Raw genomic sequence first — 15,828 nt, 5'->3', positions numbered from 1 at the left:
TGGTTTCGTGCGCTCGTATCAGCGCGGGCAGACCATTTGGAGCGATGACCCGCGATGACCGAAGATGACGTGCTCGCCGAATTCCGCGCTGCCGAAGCGTTGCTCGAAGGGCATTTCATCCTGTCCTCCGGCCTGCGCAGTTCGCGCTACCTGCAATGCGCGCGGGTGTTGATGGATCCGGCGCGAGGCGCGCGTTTGTCGGAAGCGCTGGTGGCGTCGATCCCGGCCGAGTTGCGTGCGCAGATCGACATCGTGGTCTCGCCGGCGATGGGCGGCGTGATCGCCGGCCACGAAATGGGCCGCGCGCTTGGTGTCGAGGCGGTATTTCTCGAACGGCCCGACGGCGTGTTCGAGTTGCGCCGCGGGTTCCGCTTGGCGCCGGGCCAGCGCGTGCTGATGATGGAGGACGTCGTCACCACCGGGCTGTCGTCGCGCGAGGCGATCGCGGCGATCGGGCGCGTGGGCGGCGTGACGGTCGCGGCGGCGGCCTTGGTCGATCGCTCGAACGGGACGGCGGATCTGGGCGTGCCGTTCTTCCCGCTGATCCGGCTCGACGTGCCGACCTATCCGGCGAATGCGCTGCCGCGTGAACTCGCCGCGATTCCGGCGATCAAGCCTGGAAGCCGGGCGGCGGCATGAGCCTCCTTGGCAACGACCACCTGCGCCTTGGCGTCAACATCGATCACGTCGCAACGGTGCGGAATGCGCGGGGGGCGGGGTATCCCGATCCGGTACGCGCGGCGCTGGTCGCGGCGGCGGCGGGGGCAGACGGCATCACCGCGCATCTGCGCGAGGATCGCCGGCACATTACGGACGACGACATCGCGCGTCTGTCGGCCGAGCTGACGATCCCGTTGAACCTCGAGATGGCGGCGACCGACGAGATGCTGGGCATCGCGCTGCGCCACAAGCCGCACGCGGCGTGCATCGTGCCGGAAAAGCGCGAGGAACTGACCACCGAGGGCGGGCTCGACGTCGCCGGGCATTACGACCGGATGGCGCGGCTGGTCGATGCACTGGCGGGGGCGGGCATCCGCGTGTCGCTGTTCATCGAACCGGACGCGCGCCAAATCGAGGCGGCGGTGCGACTCAAGGTGCCAGTGATCGAACTGCACACCGGCCTGTACGCGGAACTCTCGGGCGAGGCGCGGACGGTGGAGTTGCGACGGCTGAGCGATGCCGCGGCGCTGGCGGCGAAGAACGGCATCGAGGTGCATGCGGGGCATGGCCTGACCTACGACAACGTCGCACCGATCGCGGCTATCTGGCAGGTCCGGGAGCTGAACATCGGGCATTTCCTCGTGGGGGAGGCGCTGTTCGTCGGGCTCGGCGAGGCGGTTCGGCTGATGCGCGAGGCTATGGATGCGGCACGGTAGGAAGGCAGTTTTGTTCGCGCAGAGGCGCAGAGGCGCGGAGCAGAAGAGGGGGCTAGCCCGTGGCTGGATTCGCTCGCTTGCTAACTCGATCTTGCCGCTCTTGAGGCCCTCATACTCTCCGCGCCTCTGCGCCTCTGCGCGCAAATCTAATTTTGTCTTCCGACTCCAGGCCGCCTCGTGATCATCGGGCTCGGGTCCGACCTGTGTAATATCGAGCGGATCGCGGCGTCGGTCGAGCGGTTCGGCGAGCGGTTCGAGCAGCGGGTGTTTACCGATGTCGAGCGCGCCAAGGCAGCGCGGCGGCCTTTTACCAAGGCGGGGACGCTGGCGAAGCGGTTCGCGGCAAAGGAGGCGTTTTCGAAGGCGGTCGGCACCGGGTTCCGCGCGGGCGTGTTCATGCGCGATATCAGCGTGGTCAACGCCCCCAGCGGCGCGCCGACGCTGGCGTTGACCGGGGGTGCCAAAGCGAGGCTTGACGCGTTGACCCCCGAAGGCCACGCCGCGCGCGTGCATTTGACGATGACCGATGATCATCCGTGGGCGCAGGCCTTCGTGATCATCGAAGCTATACCTCTGATATCCCCGGACATGCGCCAGGATACGAATCGATGAAGGACGCGGCGTTGGACGGCAACGAGTTCCCCGAAAAGCCCCTCGCGCAGACCGCGGCCGATACCGCGCCACCGGCCGGCACCGCACCGGAAACTGGTTCCGAGACTGGCCGCCGCCGCGGCACCGACTGGTGGGGCGAGGTGAAGGGCATATTCTGGCTGATCTTGGTCGTACTCGGCTTCCACAGCTTCATCGCCAAGCCCTTCTATATCCCCAGCGAATCGATGCTGCCGGGCCTTCGTATCGGCGACCGACTGGTGGTGACCAAGTTCGCCTATGGCTGGTCGTTCGTGTCGCCGACGATCCCCAACCCGGTCGCGATCTTCAAGGGCGTCGTGCTGCGCCAGCAGGAAGACAGCTGGAGCGTGTCGCTACCGTTCATCCACGGCCGCCTGTTCGGCTCGCTGCCGACGCGCGGCGACGTGGTGATCGTGACGCCGCCGGGCACGCACAACGACTATATCAAGCGCGTCATCGGGTTGCCGGGCGACAAGCTCGCCGTGCGTGGCGGGATCGTGTTCCTGAACGGCGTCGCGGTGAAGCGTGGCCCCTTGCACGACACGCTGATCCCGGTCGACACCAACAGCCCGTGCAGCGAGATCGACTATCCCGGCGCGCGTGAGACGCTGCCCGACGGGCGCGAGATGTGCCGCCTGCCGACCTATACCGAGACGCTGCCCAACGGCCGCCGCTACGAGACGATCGATCTCGAATCGGACAGCCAGGGCGACAATTTTGCCGAAATCACGATCCCCGCGAACCACGTCTTCCTGATGGGCGACAACCGCGATCGCTCGGCCGACAGCCGGTTCGCGCTGAGCCAGCTCGGTCTAGGCGGACCGGTGCCGTACGAGAATCTCGGCGGCCGTGCGGAGTTCATCACTTTTAGCCTCGACGGCGATGCGACGTTCAATCCGCTGAGCTGGTGGAGCTCGCTGCGCTCGGATCGCGCGGGCACCTCGCTGCATCCCGCCAAGGTGAACTGAGATGGCCGATAAGACCGTCGACGAACTGAGCCCGGTCGAAATGCGCGATCCGTTCCTGCGCAAGGAACTGAAGCGTGCGGCGATCTGGCTCGGGCTCGCCTGCGTGATTGCGCTGCTGATCGTGCTGGTGCAGCCGTTGCTGATCATCTTCGCGGGCGTCGTGTTTGCGGCCTTGCTCGATGGCGGCGTGCGGCTGCTCGGACGGGTGCTGCCGATCGGACGCGGCTGGCGGCTGCTGATCGTCGTGCTACTGACCTTCGCGTTCCTGGTAGGCACGTTCGTGCTGACCGGGGTGCAGGTCACCGAGCAGGTGACGCAGCTGCGCTCGACGTTGGAGTCGCAGGCCAATCGCTTCACCGGCTATCTGACCTCGCAGGGGCTGATGCCGGGTGCGTCGGACGTAAACGGGATCGTCAAGCAGGCGCTCGGCTCGGTCGGGCGCGTGACGTCGTGGGTGGGCAGCGCGATCGGCGCGATCACCAGCATGTTCATGATCCTGATCCTCGGGCTGTTCATCGCGATGGACCCGGGGACGTACTCGCGCGGGCTTCAGTGGATGGTGCCGCTCGACCTGCGCCCCGAGTTCGCCAGGACTTTGGTCAAGATGGGCGCGACGTTGCGGCGTTTGCTCGCCGGGCGGTTGCTCGGGATGGCGGTCGAGGGGGTCGCGAGCGGCATCGCGCTGGCGATCGGCGGCGTGCCGATGGCGATGCTGCTCGGCATCATCGCGGGCATCCTGGCGTTTATTCCCAACGTCGGCGCGATCGTGACCGGCGTGCTGATGGTCGCGGTCGGGTTCAGCGCGGGCGTCGATACGGGGTATTGGGCGATCGGCACGTACCTCGTCGTGCAGACGATCGACGGGTATGTGATCGTGCCGATGGTGGCGAAGCGCACGGTCGATTTGCCGCCGGCGTTGACGCTGGGTGCGCAGATCCTGGCGAGCGCGCTGTTCGGGATCCTGGGGCTGGCGCTGGCCGATCCGATGACCGCGATGTTGAAGACTGCGCTTGAGCGTCGGTCGGAGCGGGAAGAGGAGAAGGCCGAGGCTGACGAGGGGGCTACCGCTACTGCGTGAGTGGCGTTGCCTGTCCGGTCGTCGCGCAACCGTTCCGACCTCCGTTGGGTAAGCACCCTCGTTCTACAATGGTGGTGGGATTAAGCTCACTATCCGTCATCCCCGCGGACGCGGGGATCCATATCCTCCGCGGTTTGCCCGTATGGGTCCCCGCGTCCGCGGGGATGACGGTGGGGTGAGAGCCGAGGACGTCAATGGGGCGGGCAATCGAGTGGGGAGTTACCGCCTCACCAGTTGGTCGAAGAGTGCGATGTAGCGGTTGGCTGAATCCGCACCCGGTTGGGGGACTGGTTCGGGTCGCTGCCGAGTTGGCTCTAGCCACGCATCCAGCGCTACAACCAATGCAGCAGTGTCGTCTCTCGCGACGATCGCTCCACGGTCTGGCCGATCGACAATCTCCGCTACCGCTGCGCTCGAGTCGGTCGAGATAACCGGCGTCCCGACCGACAGCGCCTCGCGCAAAACCCCCGGTACGCCCTCGTATTCCGAGGTCAGCGCCAGTACCGCCGCGCGGGCCATCACCGGGAGTGGATCGCTGCTGTGGCCGAGCAGGAGCACGCGATCCTGCAAACCGAGCGCACGGATTTGCGCCTCGATCGCCCCGCGCTCGCTACCGTCACCGAGGATAACGAGCGGTATCGTTCGGTCCGCCAGCAGCGGCAGTGCGGCGATCAGGCGGTCCCAGCGTTTCTGCGGTTCGAGCCGGCCCACCCCGAGAATGAAGCGCGGCGGCAGATCGGGTAGCGCGGCCGGAATCGCCACCGCCGGCGGGTTTGGAATGACGCTCGTCCGCCGGACCATCCGGGTCGCCAGCGCCGCCTCGTCCGCGGTCGCAGGTGTCATCGCGACGAGGTGATCGAGGAACCCGCCGTGCCGCGCGAGCCAGAGTTGGTGCGCGGCGTGCATCAGCCGCCCGTGGTCAGCGCGCGTCGGGGCGTTGGACATCTTCGCGACGATCGGCGGACACGTCTTGCCCAGCCGCAGCCTCGTCCATGCCGCGCTCCAGGTATAGAAATTGCCGGGACAGAAGATCACGTCCGGCGCCAAACGCCGTACGACCTCCGGCAACGTCAGCAACCGAAACGGCGAAACGATCTCCAGCCCCTCGGGCAGTTCCGCCGCAAGCGGCCCGGAGATATCCTCGATCGCCAGCGTCACGCGCCGCCCCGCCGCCAGCCAGCCGCGCGCGAGGCGCAGTTGCGCGCGCTCGACCCCGCCGCCGCGGAGGTCCTCGGCATAGGTCAGGATGTGCTGGGCGACCGGCGACATACACAACACTGAAACATGGGAGTCATCATAATGCACGATTGGTAGAGCGGAGATCGCGACCGAATGAAACCGACTTTACGTGCACGACCGGCGGCTAATGGCTATTGTCGCGCCCCGACACCGGCAATGACTGGTGTACCGTGCGACCCTTGCAGACATGGCGTGAGGACAAGCGATTGACGACGCGACCGCCGATTGCGGCCGATCCTGCCGGTTATGCCGACGTCTCAAATGTCGGGCTGGAACCGCTGAAAACGGTGCGCAGCCGCTGGCCGGCGATCATCGGCGCGGTGCTGACCGGCGCGATGATTGTTGGACTGGCGCGCGAGCTGTTCGGGCATGGCCTGGTGGGGCTCGGCCGCTCGGTGCCTGCCGATCCCCGCTTCTATCTGTGTTTCGTGCTGCTCTACATGGCGTCGCCGACCGGCGATTACGTGATCTTTCGGCGGCTCTGGGAGATTCCGATCGGCGGTCTGGTCGCGCTGATCAAGAAGCGGATCGCGAACGAAGTCGTGTTCGGCTATTCGGGCGATGCGTATTTCTACGCCTGGGCGCGGGCGAAGGCGCAGATGGTCGCGTCGCCGTTCGGGGCGGTCAAGGACGTCTCGATCCTGTCGGCGATCGCGGGCAATGCGGTGACGTTGCTGCTGGTGGCGATCGCGCTGCCGTTCGGACAAGACCTGCTGACGCACGATCAGTTTCGCGCGGTGCTGGCATCGGCTGGCGTCACGCTGGTGATATCCCTGCCCTTCCTGATCTTCTCGCGGCGGGTGTTCTCGCTGGCGCGGCCGCTGTTGTGGTGGGTGTTCTCGGTCCATTGCATCCGGCTGTTGCTCGGGTCTTTGCTTATCGCGCTCGCCTGGCATTTCGCGTTGCCTGGCGTGTCGATCGGCATGTGGATGTTTCTCGCTGCCGGGCGGTTGCTCGTGTCGCGGCTGCCACTGGTGCCCAACAAGGACCTGCTGTTCGCCAATGCCGCGATCCTGCTGATCGGGCAGGATCAGGCCCTGTCCGAACTGGTCGCCTTCACCGCGGCACTGACCCTGCTGCTGCATGTGGCGCTGATCGTCGCGTTCGCCGCGCATGCGATCGCGATGCGACCGACTGTCGGCAGGGCAAGCGATCGCGGGCGCGATCACGGGGCTTGATGGGCTATCGCAGGGCTGGGTTCGGCGATGCGGCCGGCGGCACGTAGAGCGTGAAGCGCGTGCCGGGAACCGCGACCGATCGATAGCCGCTGCGAATTGCCCAGGCAGCGAGCGCATGATCGAGACTGGCGTCGCCGCTGGTGTCCGCGGCTTCGCCGCCGGTGAGAATCGGCGCGCCAGTCACGCGCGTGCGTGTACGTGACATCAGATGGAGCGCGCGTTCCTGTTGCGGATCGAGCAGGCTCGTGCTGCGGAAATAGAACGGGCCGGTGGCAAAGACCGGGTCGGGCAAGCGGTTCGCGGCGGGCAGCATCTGCGGAGACAGTGTCGCGATCGGACTCCCGATGCCGCGTCGATCGAGGGCCCGGCCGAGCGTGCGACCTTCGCGCAGCGCCTGGGCTAGCGACAGGCCGTCCGGACTGGCCAAGGCTGCGATCGACGGCGCGAGTCCGGCGATTGCGAAGACACCGAGCGCGACTCGCCACGGCCGGCCGGGGCGCTTGATCAGCGAGAGCCGGACGAACAGCGCGGGCAGGACGGGAAGCAGGTACTGCCGCCAGGTCGGGAACGGCAGCAGGGCGGCTACGAGCCCGGCGAGGATGAGCGCCTCGAACAGCCCGATTGCGCGGCGGCGGCTTGCGTCTCGGGCGACCAAGATCAGCGCGGGCAGCGCCGCACCGAGCGCGAGGAATTTGAGCGAGTCGATCGCCTTGGCGGGGAGCGACATCTTCCAGGGCCGGGACGCGTAATATTCGGCGGGCCCGCGCGCCGGGAAGGTCAGCGTCCCGAACACGAAGCCGGCGGGGCTCGTCGTGTAGCTCCAGGCGACGAAGACGATCACCGGGAGCGTGCCGAGCAGGATCGCGCCGGGGCGGTGACGGCGGTGGATCAGCGCGTACAGCCCATAGGCGAGCGCGGGGAACGCGTAGGAGATCTTGGCGGCGGCGGCGGCAGCCAGAAGCAGCCCGATCAGCAGCGCCCGGTTTCGCGTCGCATCACGGGTTTGCGCGCGTGCGATCAGCGATAGAGCAGCGGCGAGCAGTGCGGCGGGGAGCGCATCGTTGCGCGCGGTGCCGATGCTGAATAGAAGAATGTCGCAGGTTGCGAACAGCGCGGCGCAGGCGAGCGCGGCTTTGGGTTTCGCGCCGAGGGTTCGGGCGGCGGTGTGGACGCAGGCCATCGTCGCGATGCCGAGCAGCGCGTTGACGATGCGGAGCGCTGGCCAGGTCCAAGCGCCGGCTAGCGCTGCGATCGGGGCGAAGAGGTAGGGTTGGAGCGGGGTTTGGAGGTAGGCGAAGTCTCTGTACGGGAGCAGGCCGTGCGCGGTCAGCGCGGCGGCGGCGACGTACTGGCTCTCGTCATGGTCCACCGGGCGGAGGAGCGCGAGGGTGATGAGGATGATCGCCAGCGCTGCGAGCACCAGAAGATTGCTCACCCGCGAAGACGGGTGTCTAGTCTGGGCACCCGCCTTCGCGGGTGAACAGGGTTGGGGGGCGGTGTGGTCCATTACTCGGCCCCACCCTGCTCACTACCACCCCGGCGAAGGCCGGGGCCCAATTGGGAAAGCCGCAGTAACGGAGCGCCATCCTCGATCATAACCGTCGCCCAATTGGGCCCCGGCCTCCGCCGGGGTGGTCGCGTGTGGGGCACGAGTCAGGCTTTTACCGCGGTCAGGAAGTAATCGAGGCTCGTCGAATCGCTCAGCGTGAACCCCGTCGCCGGCGAGAAACTCAGCCCCCGCGTATCTGTCAAGCGCAACCCCGCGTCCTTCAGCAGCGCGGTCAGTTCCTCGGGCGTCAGGAACTTGTTCCAGTCGTGCGTGCCCTTGGGAATGGTGCCGGTGCCTTCCGCCACTGTGATCATCGCCAGCCGCGACAGCGGCGTGCGGTTGGGTGTCGACAGGATCAGCAATCCGCCGTCCGCCAGCGTCCGCGCCAAACCCCGCACGAAACCCGCCGGATCGCTGACATGCTCGATCACTTCGAGGCTGGTGACCAGATCGAACTGCCCGACCAGCCCCTCGACGCCCCCCGCGCGGTAGTCGATCGCCAAGCCGCTTTGCGCCGCATGGATTTCCGCCACTGCGATATTTTCCGGTGCCGCGTCGATCCCCGTCACCGCTGCACCCAGCCGTGCTAACGGTTCGCACAGCAACCCCGCGCCGCAGCCGACATCGAGCGCGGTCTTCCCGTCCAGCGGCGTGAAGGTCGAACCGTCGCCACCCCAATGCGCGTCGACCTGCTCACGGATGTAGCGTAGCCGGGGCGGGTTGAGCTTGTGGAGCGGGGCGGACGAGCCCTTCGGGTCCCACCAGTGCTTCGCCATCGTGCCGAAATGTGCGGCCTCGCGCGGATCGATTGTTGCGTTATTGTGCGTGTCGCTTGCCAGTATCATGCGCGCTACCTATCAGGGCCGCCGCTTCGACCCAAAGGGATTTGCGCTGCCAATGGCCCGTATCGTGATGAAATTCGGCGGGACGTCGATGGCTGGGATCGAGCGTATCCGCAACGTCGCCGCGCGCGTGAAGCGCGAAGTCGACGCCGGCAACCAGGTCGCCGTCGTCGTCTCCGCGATGGCCGGCGAGACCGACCGGCTGGTCGGCTTCTGCCGCGAGGCGTCGTCGCTGTACGACGCGAAGGAATATGACGTCGTCGTCTCGGCCGGCGAGCAGATCACGAGCGGCCTGCTCGCGATCGCGCTCCAGGCGGCGGGTTGCAAGGCGCGGAGCTGGCTCGGCTGGCAGTTGCCGATCAACACCTCGGACGCGCATGGATCGGCCCGCATCGGCGAGATCGACACGGCCGCACTCGACGCGAGCCTCGCGGACGGCGTCGTCGCCGTGATTCCCGGTTTCCAGGGCGTAGCGGATGGCCAGCGCGTTACCACCTTGGGACGCGGCGGCTCGGATACGTCGGCGGTGGCGATGGCGGCGGCGATGAAGGCCGATCGCTGCGACATCTATACCGATGTCGACGGCGTCTACACGACCGACCCCAGGATCGTGCCCCGCGCGCGGAAACTGAGCAAGGTCACGTACGAAGAGATGCTGGAACTCGCCAGCGTCGGTGCCAAGGTGTTGCAGACGCGGTCTGTCGGCCTGGCGATGAAAGAGAATGTGCGTGTGCGCGTGCTGTCTTCGTTCGAGGACGGCGATACCAATGACGGACACCGCGGCACGTTGATCGTGGGCGAAGAGGAAATCGACGATATGGAACGCCAACTCATCACCGGCATCGCGCACGACAAGAACGAGGCGAAGATCACCCTGACGCAGGTCAGCGATCGGCCCGGCTCGGTCGCCGCGATCTTCGCGCCGCTCGCCGATGCGGGGATCAACGTCGACATGATCGTGCAGAACGTCGCGCATTCGACCGGCTCGACCGACGTGACGTTCACGGTACCGGCGGCGGATCTGGCGCGCTCGCTCGACGTGCTCGACAAGGCGAAGGACGCGATCGGCTATGCGACGATCGTCCACGACACGCGCGTCGCCAAGGTGTCGGTGGTTGGTGTCGGCATGCGCAGCCATGCGGGTGTCGCCTCGACGATGTTCACGACGCTCGGCGAACGCGGCATCAACATCCAGGCGATCGCCACGTCGGAGATCAAGGTCAGCGTGCTGATCGAAGAGGATTATACCGAGCTGGCGGTGCGCGTGCTGCACACGGCGTACGGGCTCGATGCCGAGGATGCGGCTTGAGCTTGATACATAACGACATGATCCCGGCAGGCGCCGGGACGACGGGGATGGATGCATGACGATCGGTACTGAGCGGCTGCAACGCCGGATGGCGCGCGGCGCCGCGTTCCTCGGGTCGGAGGTCGCCATTCTCGGCGGCGCGATGTCGTGGGTGAGCGAGCGTCACCTCGTGTCGGCGATTTCGAACGCAGGCGGGTTCGGCGTGATCGCGTGCGGGGCGATGACGCCCGCGCTGCTCGATACCGAGATCGCCGCGACCAAGGCTCTCACGACCAAGCCGTTCGGCGTGAACCTCATCACGATGCACCCCGACCTGTTCGAGCTGATCGCGGTCTGCGCCAAGCACAAGGTCGGCCACGTTGTGCTCGCCGGTGGCCTGCCGCCCAAGGGCAGCATCGAGGCGATCAAGGAGACGGGCGCGAAACTGATCGCGTTCTCGCCGGCACTGGCGCTTGCGAAGAAGCTGATCCGCTCGGGCGTCGATGCGCTGGTGATCGAGGGGATGGAGGCCGGTGGCCATATCGGCCCGGTCTCGACCAGCGTGCTCGCGCAGGAGATGCTGCCCGAGATCGCGGAACAAGTGCCGGTGTTCGTCGCGGGCGGGATCGGCCGCGGCGAAGCGATCGCGGGCTACCTCGACATGGGCGCGGCGGGCGTCCAGCTCGGCACGCTGTTCGTGTGCGCGACCGAATCGATCGCGCATGCCAATTTCAAGAAGGCGTTCATCCGGGCGTCGGCGCGCGACGCGATCGCCAGCGTGCAGATCGATGCGCGGCTGCCGGTGATCCCGGTGCGTGCATTGAAGAACGCATCGAGCGAGTTGTTCACGGCGAAGCAGCGCGAGGTTGCCGGGCATCTCGATGGCGGTATCGTCGAGATGGCCGAGGCGCAGTTGCAGATCGAGCATTACTGGGCGGGTGCGCTGCGTCGCGCGGTGATCGACGGCGATGTCGAGCATGGCTCGGTGATGGCCGGCCAGTCGGTCGGCATGGTCAAGCGCGAGGAGCCGGTCGCGGACATCATCGGCGGGCTGATGGCGCAGGCTGCGGCTGCGCTGGAGGCGCGCGCGGTCTAGGCGGTATCGATCCTCCCCCTGGCGCGGGAGGATCGAGAGGGCGGCGTCTCGCCTACGCTGTGATGCTCCGTGCCAGCGTCTACGTGGTACCACCCCGGCGGAGGCGGGGGCCCAATTGAGGGACGTTGCTGATTACCGGTGCGCTCCGTTATCCCGACCTTTCCAATTGGACCCCGGCCTTCGCCGGGGTGGAAGTGATCCGGGGAAGGCGCTCCCCCTTCTGCCAAGCTGGAAACTCCCAACCCCACCCGCTCTTCACTCGCCGCAAATCGCGTACGGCTTACGCATCGTTAACCTTCCCCATGCCAGACATGTCCCGTCGGGGGACATCACGAGGTGGTTGCGATGAGTCGTCGGTTTGCGTTGCTTTCATTTACCGCACTCGCCTTGGTGGCGGGGTGCGCGCCGAAGCCCAAGACGGTCGCCGTCGTTGCGCCGCCGGTGGTCGCGGCACCGGTCGCCGCGCCTGCAATGCCGAAGGGTGCGTCGCCGACCATGGTGATCCCGGTCGCGCTGCCCGATGGCACCTATCCCACGCCGAATCGCAACCTGACCCCGGCCGCCAAGGTCTGGCACCTGCGTGCCGCGCTCAACGTCGCCGCGCTCGCCTGCCGCGGACCGCAGGAAGGCGCGATCATTGCCAGCTACAACGCGATGCTGTCGGCGCAGAAGCCGGTGCTCGCCAAGGCCGAGGCGACCTATGCCAGCGAGTGGAAGTCGGGCGGCCGCGATTGGCAGGATCGCTACGACGATGCGATGACGCGGCTGTACAACTTCTTCTCGCAGTCGCCCGCGCGCGACGATTTCTGCGCGGCGGCGAGCACCGTGCTGGCGCAGAGCGCTGGCGTGACGGCGGAGGCGATGCCCGCGTTCGCGGCACAGCAACTGCCAACGCTCGAACGCCCGTTCACCGATTTCTACCGTGCGTTCGATGCTTGGCGTGGTCGGGCTACCCCGGCACCGGTGTACGCGCAGCAGCCGCGACCAGTGCTGGCTTCGCGGCAATACGCGTCGAACATGACCGTCCAGACGATCACGCAGGCGCGTCTCCAGCCGATCTCACAGCCGGTACCGCCGCCGCAGCCCCGGCTGAAGCTGGATCCCAGCGTCTTCCAGTAATCAGGTCTTGAGCGGCGATCCGATCGACCAACTATGGCCGAACGGATCGCGCACTTGGCCGTAGCGATCGCCCCAGAACTGGTCGGCGACGGGCATCGTCACGATCGCGCCGGCCGTCGCCGCGCGCTCCATCCAGCCATCCGCATCGTCGACCTGCAGGTGCAGCGTGATACCGGCGGGCTCGGGTTCGTCGTGGCCACGCCATTCGGGAAACTCGTCGCTCAGCATCAGCCAGCCGTCGTTGATCCGGAGGCTCGCCTGCATCAGCCGGACGCCGTCATCGGCGACGTTGGTCTCGACGACCGTCGCGGCGAACGCGGCTTCGTAGAAGGCGAGTGCTTCGTGCGCGCGCTTGCCACGAATGACCAGAAAAGGCGTGATACCGCGAGTGGGACGATCGGCCATGCGAGTCTCCTGCGTTCGATGAGTCGAGACTAGGCGCATGATTCGCCCCCGGCCAGCGCCGACATGATGAAGGCAATGGTTGGCTTCGCGGCAAAGACTGGGTTAACAGCCGCGGCAATGGCTGAAGTTTCAGATCGTCCGGCGGAAGGCCGCTTCGAAGGGCGCGAGCACCGATTTCCGGTGCGCGTCTATTTCGAGGACACCGATCTGTCGGGCGCGGTCTATCACGCCAATTATCTGCGCTACATGGAGCGCGCACGCTCCGACATGCTGCGGCTCGGCGGGATCGACCAGCGCGCGACGTTCGAGGCGGGCGAAGGCTCCTACGCGATCGCCAACGTGACCATCCGCTATGCCGCACCGGCGCGGCTCGACGACGCGCTCGTCGTCGTCTCGCGGATGACGCAGGTCCGCGCCGCGAGCGTCGCCATTCATCAGAGGGTCATGCGCGACGGGCTTGTCTTGGCCGAGGCGGATGTTGTGGCGGCGTTGGTCGCTCCCAATGGTCGCCCACGCCGCCAGCCACGCGCATGGATCGATATCTACGAACGCCTAGTCTGGCAGGGGGAAGCATGAATCCGGTGTTGACTATGGAGAGCGCGACGCTGTCGCCGATCCACTTGTTCCTCCAGGCCGACTGGGTGGTGAAGGGCGTGATGATCGGACTGCTGCTCGCCAGCATCTGGACCTGGGCGCTGATCGTCGCGTTCTGGCGGCGGATCGGCAAGACGCGCAAAGGCATGACCCGGTTCGAGCGCGACTTCTGGAAGGCCGAGGATATCGACGTCTTCTACAAGGCGGAGGGCGAGAACGACCTGCCGTCGGCGCGCGTGTTCGCGGCGGGCGTGACCGAGTGGCGGCGCTCGACCGCGGGCGGCACGATCGACAAGAGCGGCACGCGCGAGCGGCTGGCGACCACCATGGGCGCGGCCGTCGCGGGCGAGATCGACAAGCTGTCGGACCGGCTGAACGTGCTGGCGACGGTCGGCTCGGTCGCGCCGTTCGTCGGGCTGTTCGGTACGGTCTGGGGCATCATGCGAAGCTTCACCAGCATCGCGGCGGCGCAGAACACGTCGCTGGCGGTGGTCGCGCCGGGGATCGCGGAGGCACTGTTCGCGACCGCAATCGGCCTGTTCGCGGCTATTCCGGCGGTGATCGCGTACAACCGGTTCTCTCACGGCATCAACCGGATCGAGGCGAGCCTCAACCGGTTTGCCGACGGTTTCCACACGACCCTCTCACGCCAGCTGGACGGCTCGCGATGAGCGGCGCGCAAATCCTCCCCGGCACGGGGAGGGGGACCGCGACGCGCAGCGGCGTGGTGGAGGGGGTTCTCCACGCAGCACAGCGTCCGTGGGACGAGGCCCTCTACGCACCGCAGCGTATGATGCACGCCCCCACCACCAGCTTCGCTGGTCCCCCTCCCCGCGTGCGGGGAGGATTTTAGGTGGCGATGAACCTTCCTTCTTCCCGTGGCCGCGGTCGCCGCGCGCCGATGGCGGACATCAACGTCACGCCGCTGGTCGACGTGATGCTCGTGCTGCTGATCATCTTCATGGTGACCGCGCCCTTGATGACCGCGGGCGTGCCGGTGAACCTCCCCGACGCGCGCGCGAAGGCGCTCGACCAGGAGCAGAAGCCCGTCGAGATCTCGATGGACGGCGCCGGCGCACTGTTCATCGACAAGGATCAGGTGACCGATGATGCGCTGCCGGTGCGATTGGCCGCGATCGCCGCCAGCCGTGCGGTCGGCGACGAGCCGCAGGTGCTGCTGCGCGCGGACCGGAAGCTCGATTACGGGCGCGTGATGCGCGTGATGGGCGAACTCAACCGCGCCGGGCTGAACCGCGTCGCGCTGGTGACCGTCGAGGGTAATCAGAACTGATGGCGCTGGCCTGATGGATCGTTCGGAGAAGATCGGCTTAGGCGTTGCCGTCGTCGGGCATGTCGTGCTGTTCGGCTTGCTGTCGCTCAGCTTTCTCAGCGCGCCCGAACCGCCGAAGATCCAGCAGCAGCCGATCGACGTGAGCCTGGTGCCCGATGTCGCGCTCGAGGCGACTGCGCCGCAATCGACGGAGACGCCGGCCGAGTCGGTCGCGCCGGACGAGGGCGCGCCCGAGGATGCCGCGCCGCCAGCCCCGCAAGAGGCCGAGCCCGAGCCGAAGCCCGATCCCGTGCCACCTGCGCCGCAGCCGAAGCCCGCACCGCCGAAGCCCAAGCCGCAGCCGGCACCCGAACCAAAACCCGAGCCCAAGCCGCAGCCGAAACCCAAGCCTGCGCCACCAAAGCCCGCCGCCAAGCCCGCGCCTGTGCCGAAGCCGGCTGAGAAGCCCAGGCCGGCGCCCGCCAAGGCCAAGCCGACCAAGCCCGCGCCAGAAAAGTCGGCGCCTGCAAAGACGGCGACGAAGTCGAAGGACTCTGCCGCAAAGTCGTCTTCGAGTGCAGCCAAGCCCGCCAAGCCGTCCTCGACCAAAGGCAGCGGCTCGACCGCCGAGGCCAAGACCTCGCGGCCACGCGGCTCGCGGCTCGGCGACAATTTCCTGAAGGGTCTGTCGGCCGATCCGTCGCCGAGCAAGTCGGAAGCGCCCAAGGCGGCCAAACTCGGTGCGCAGGCGGCGGCGAACATCGGCTCGGCGATCCTGCGACAGGTGCAGCCCTGCGCGAATCGCCAGGTTACGCCGGGGCCCGGCGCCGAGCGGATCCGCGTGACGATCAACCTGAAGCTCAACCGCGACGGCACGCTGAAATCGCGGCCGACGATCAGCGGTCACGCGGGCGTCGACGACGACAACCGGCGCTATGTCGACCGCGTCGACGATCTGGCGATCGCGACCTTCGTCGGGTGTTCGCCGCTACGCGGTTTGCCCGACGACCTGTATGACGTGCAGAACGGCTGGAGCAATTTCAGCCTGCGCTACAAACTTCCCGGCTGAGGATGTCCGTTATGACTCGATCGATCCTGGGGTTTTTCCCTTCGCGCCAGACGTTAACGTCGCGAGGCAACCTCCCCTTGCAGGACCGCCACCCCGGCGAAGGCCGGGGCCAAATTGGGAAGGTCGA

Annotated in this window: 17 protein-coding genes; 13 read left to right on the top strand and 4 right to left on the bottom strand. The window is 67.1% G+C overall.

The genetic code is table 11. From position 1 onward, the window contains the following. Nucleotides 1-54: 54 nt before the first annotated feature. From pyrE to C8J47_RS14675, 5 genes are all read left to right on the top strand, one after another. On the top strand, nucleotides 55-639 hold the full coding sequence (pyrE, locus tag C8J47_RS14695; RefSeq protein ID WP_121886306.1) for an orotate phosphoribosyltransferase: 585 nt from the start codon (nucleotides 55-57) through the stop codon (nucleotides 637-639). After that, nucleotides 636-1,376, top strand: a complete 741-nt coding sequence (locus C8J47_RS14690) for a pyridoxine 5'-phosphate synthase (RefSeq protein WP_121886305.1) — start codon at nucleotides 636-638, stop codon at nucleotides 1,374-1,376. The genes pyrE and C8J47_RS14690 overlap by 4 nt, the downstream gene beginning before the upstream one ends. A gap of 177 nt (nucleotides 1,377-1,553) precedes the next feature. Beyond that, the gene (gene acpS / locus C8J47_RS14685) at nucleotides 1,554-1,988 is read left to right on the top strand and encodes a holo-ACP synthase (RefSeq protein ID WP_121886304.1); all 435 of its coding nucleotides are present in this window, start codon (nucleotides 1,554-1,556) and stop codon (nucleotides 1,986-1,988) included. Continuing rightward, entirely contained in the window at nucleotides 1,985-2,974 is a 990-nt protein-coding gene (gene lepB / locus C8J47_RS14680) for a signal peptidase I (RefSeq protein WP_121886303.1), read from the top strand. Before acpS ends, lepB begins: the two co-directional genes overlap by 4 nt. Nucleotide 2,975: 1 nt before the next feature. Continuing rightward, on the top strand, nucleotides 2,976-4,052 hold the full coding sequence (locus C8J47_RS14675) for an AI-2E family transporter (protein ID WP_121886302.1): 1,077 nt from the start codon (nucleotides 2,976-2,978) through the stop codon (nucleotides 4,050-4,052). 219 nt (nucleotides 4,053-4,271) lie between these two features. Here the strand turns inward: C8J47_RS14675 and C8J47_RS14670 are convergent, their stop codons facing one another. Beyond that, entirely contained in the window at nucleotides 4,272-5,321 is a 1,050-nt protein-coding gene (locus C8J47_RS14670) for a glycosyltransferase (protein ID WP_121886301.1), read from the bottom strand. 176 nt (nucleotides 5,322-5,497) lie between these two features. On the opposite strand from C8J47_RS14670, the gene C8J47_RS14665 reads away from it, so the two are divergent. Next, a complete protein-coding gene (locus C8J47_RS14665) occupies nucleotides 5,498-6,469 on the top strand; it encodes a hypothetical protein (RefSeq protein WP_121886508.1) in 972 nt (323 codons plus the stop codon). A 4-nt stretch (nucleotides 6,470-6,473) separates the two neighbouring features. Here the strand turns inward: C8J47_RS14665 and C8J47_RS14660 are convergent, their stop codons facing one another. Both C8J47_RS14660 and ubiG read right to left on the bottom strand, forming a co-directional pair. Beyond that, the gene (locus C8J47_RS14660; protein WP_259467579.1) at nucleotides 6,474-7,904 is read right to left on the bottom strand and encodes a glycosyltransferase family 39 protein; all 1,431 of its coding nucleotides are present in this window, start codon (nucleotides 7,902-7,904) and stop codon (nucleotides 6,474-6,476) included. 218 nt (nucleotides 7,905-8,122) lie between these two features. Beyond that, nucleotides 8,123-8,863: a bifunctional 2-polyprenyl-6-hydroxyphenol methylase/3-demethylubiquinol 3-O-methyltransferase UbiG gene (gene ubiG, locus C8J47_RS14655; protein ID WP_121886299.1), complete on the bottom strand. Its 741-nt coding sequence runs from the start codon at nucleotides 8,861-8,863 to the stop codon at nucleotides 8,123-8,125. Nucleotides 8,864-8,915: 52 nt separating this feature from the next. Here ubiG and C8J47_RS14650 point away from each other — a divergent pair, with 52 nt between their 5' ends. The 3 genes from C8J47_RS14650 to C8J47_RS14640 all read left to right on the top strand — a co-directional run bounded on the left by C8J47_RS14650 (nucleotide 8,916) and on the right by C8J47_RS14640 (nucleotide 12,363). Beyond that, the gene (locus C8J47_RS14650) at nucleotides 8,916-10,169 is read left to right on the top strand and encodes an aspartate kinase (protein WP_056054666.1); all 1,254 of its coding nucleotides are present in this window, start codon (nucleotides 8,916-8,918) and stop codon (nucleotides 10,167-10,169) included. Nucleotides 10,170-10,224: 55 nt separating this feature from the next. Beyond that, entirely contained in the window at nucleotides 10,225-11,244 is a 1,020-nt protein-coding gene (locus C8J47_RS14645; RefSeq protein WP_121886298.1) for a nitronate monooxygenase family protein, read from the top strand. Between the two features lie 345 nt (nucleotides 11,245-11,589). Next, nucleotides 11,590-12,363, top strand: coding sequence for a hypothetical protein (locus tag C8J47_RS14640; protein ID WP_121886297.1), 774 nt, complete (start codon nucleotides 11,590-11,592; stop codon nucleotides 12,361-12,363). Here C8J47_RS14640 and C8J47_RS14635 read toward each other — a convergent pair whose 3' ends face one another. Then, the gene (locus C8J47_RS14635) at nucleotides 12,364-12,768 is read right to left on the bottom strand and encodes a glyoxalase/bleomycin resistance/extradiol dioxygenase family protein (protein WP_121886296.1); all 405 of its coding nucleotides are present in this window, start codon (nucleotides 12,766-12,768) and stop codon (nucleotides 12,364-12,366) included. A gap of 117 nt (nucleotides 12,769-12,885) precedes the next feature. Between C8J47_RS14635 and C8J47_RS14630 the strand changes: the two genes are divergently transcribed. The 4 genes from C8J47_RS14630 to C8J47_RS14610 all read left to right on the top strand — a co-directional run bounded on the left by C8J47_RS14630 (nucleotide 12,886) and on the right by C8J47_RS14610 (nucleotide 15,701). Further along, nucleotides 12,886-13,344: a YbgC/FadM family acyl-CoA thioesterase gene (locus C8J47_RS14630; protein ID WP_121886295.1), complete on the top strand. Its 459-nt coding sequence runs from the start codon at nucleotides 12,886-12,888 to the stop codon at nucleotides 13,342-13,344. After that, on the top strand, nucleotides 13,341-14,033 hold the full coding sequence (tolQ, locus tag C8J47_RS14625; protein WP_060525932.1) for a protein TolQ: 693 nt from the start codon (nucleotides 13,341-13,343) through the stop codon (nucleotides 14,031-14,033). Before C8J47_RS14630 ends, tolQ begins: the two co-directional genes overlap by 4 nt. 182 nt (nucleotides 14,034-14,215) lie before the next feature. Beyond that, a complete protein-coding gene (gene tolR, locus C8J47_RS14615; protein WP_121886293.1) occupies nucleotides 14,216-14,653 on the top strand; it encodes a protein TolR in 438 nt (145 codons plus the stop codon). A gap of 13 nt (nucleotides 14,654-14,666) precedes the next feature. After that, nucleotides 14,667-15,701 carry a cell envelope biogenesis protein TolA gene (locus C8J47_RS14610; protein ID WP_121886292.1) on the top strand — a complete coding sequence of 345 codons (1,035 nt, stop codon included), beginning with the start codon at nucleotides 14,667-14,669 and terminating at the stop codon, nucleotides 15,699-15,701. Nucleotides 15,702-15,828: the final 127 nt, after the last annotated feature.

The sequence above is a fragment of the Sphingomonas sp. PP-F2F-G114-C0414 genome (genome assembly GCF_003688595.1).
Classification (GTDB): Bacteria; Pseudomonadota; Alphaproteobacteria; order Sphingomonadales; family Sphingomonadaceae; genus Sphingomonas.
The sequence above is the reverse complement of the archived record's forward strand: the minus strand, read 5'-3'. Positions and strand labels throughout refer to the sequence as shown.

Coding starts and splice junctions, on each gene's coding strand:
- pyrE (WP_121886306.1), top strand. CDS start 55: ATGACCGAAGATGACGTGCTCGCCGAATTCCGCGCTGCCGAAGCGTTG.
- C8J47_RS14690 (WP_121886305.1), top strand. CDS start 636: ATGAGCCTCCTTGGCAACGACCACCTGCGCCTTGGCGTCAACATCGAT.
- lepB (WP_121886303.1), top strand. CDS start 1,985: ATGAAGGACGCGGCGTTGGACGGCAACGAGTTCCCCGAAAAGCCCCTC.
- C8J47_RS14675 (WP_121886302.1), top strand. CDS start 2,976: ATGGCCGATAAGACCGTCGACGAACTGAGCCCGGTCGAAATGCGCGAT.
- C8J47_RS14670 (WP_121886301.1), bottom strand. CDS start 5,321: ATGTCGCCGGTCGCCCAGCACATCCTGACCTATGCCGAGGACCTCCGC.
- ubiG (WP_121886299.1), bottom strand. CDS start 8,863: ATGATACTGGCAAGCGACACGCACAATAACGCAACAATCGATCCGCGC.
- C8J47_RS14650 (WP_056054666.1), top strand. CDS start 8,916: ATGGCCCGTATCGTGATGAAATTCGGCGGGACGTCGATGGCTGGGATC.
- C8J47_RS14645 (WP_121886298.1), top strand. CDS start 10,225: ATGACGATCGGTACTGAGCGGCTGCAACGCCGGATGGCGCGCGGCGCC.
- C8J47_RS14640 (WP_121886297.1), top strand. CDS start 11,590: ATGAGTCGTCGGTTTGCGTTGCTTTCATTTACCGCACTCGCCTTGGTG.
- C8J47_RS14635 (WP_121886296.1), bottom strand. CDS start 12,768: ATGGCCGATCGTCCCACTCGCGGTATCACGCCTTTTCTGGTCATTCGT.
- C8J47_RS14630 (WP_121886295.1), top strand. CDS start 12,886: ATGGCTGAAGTTTCAGATCGTCCGGCGGAAGGCCGCTTCGAAGGGCGC.
- tolQ (WP_060525932.1), top strand. CDS start 13,341: ATGAATCCGGTGTTGACTATGGAGAGCGCGACGCTGTCGCCGATCCAC.
- C8J47_RS14610 (WP_121886292.1), top strand. CDS start 14,667: ATGGATCGTTCGGAGAAGATCGGCTTAGGCGTTGCCGTCGTCGGGCAT.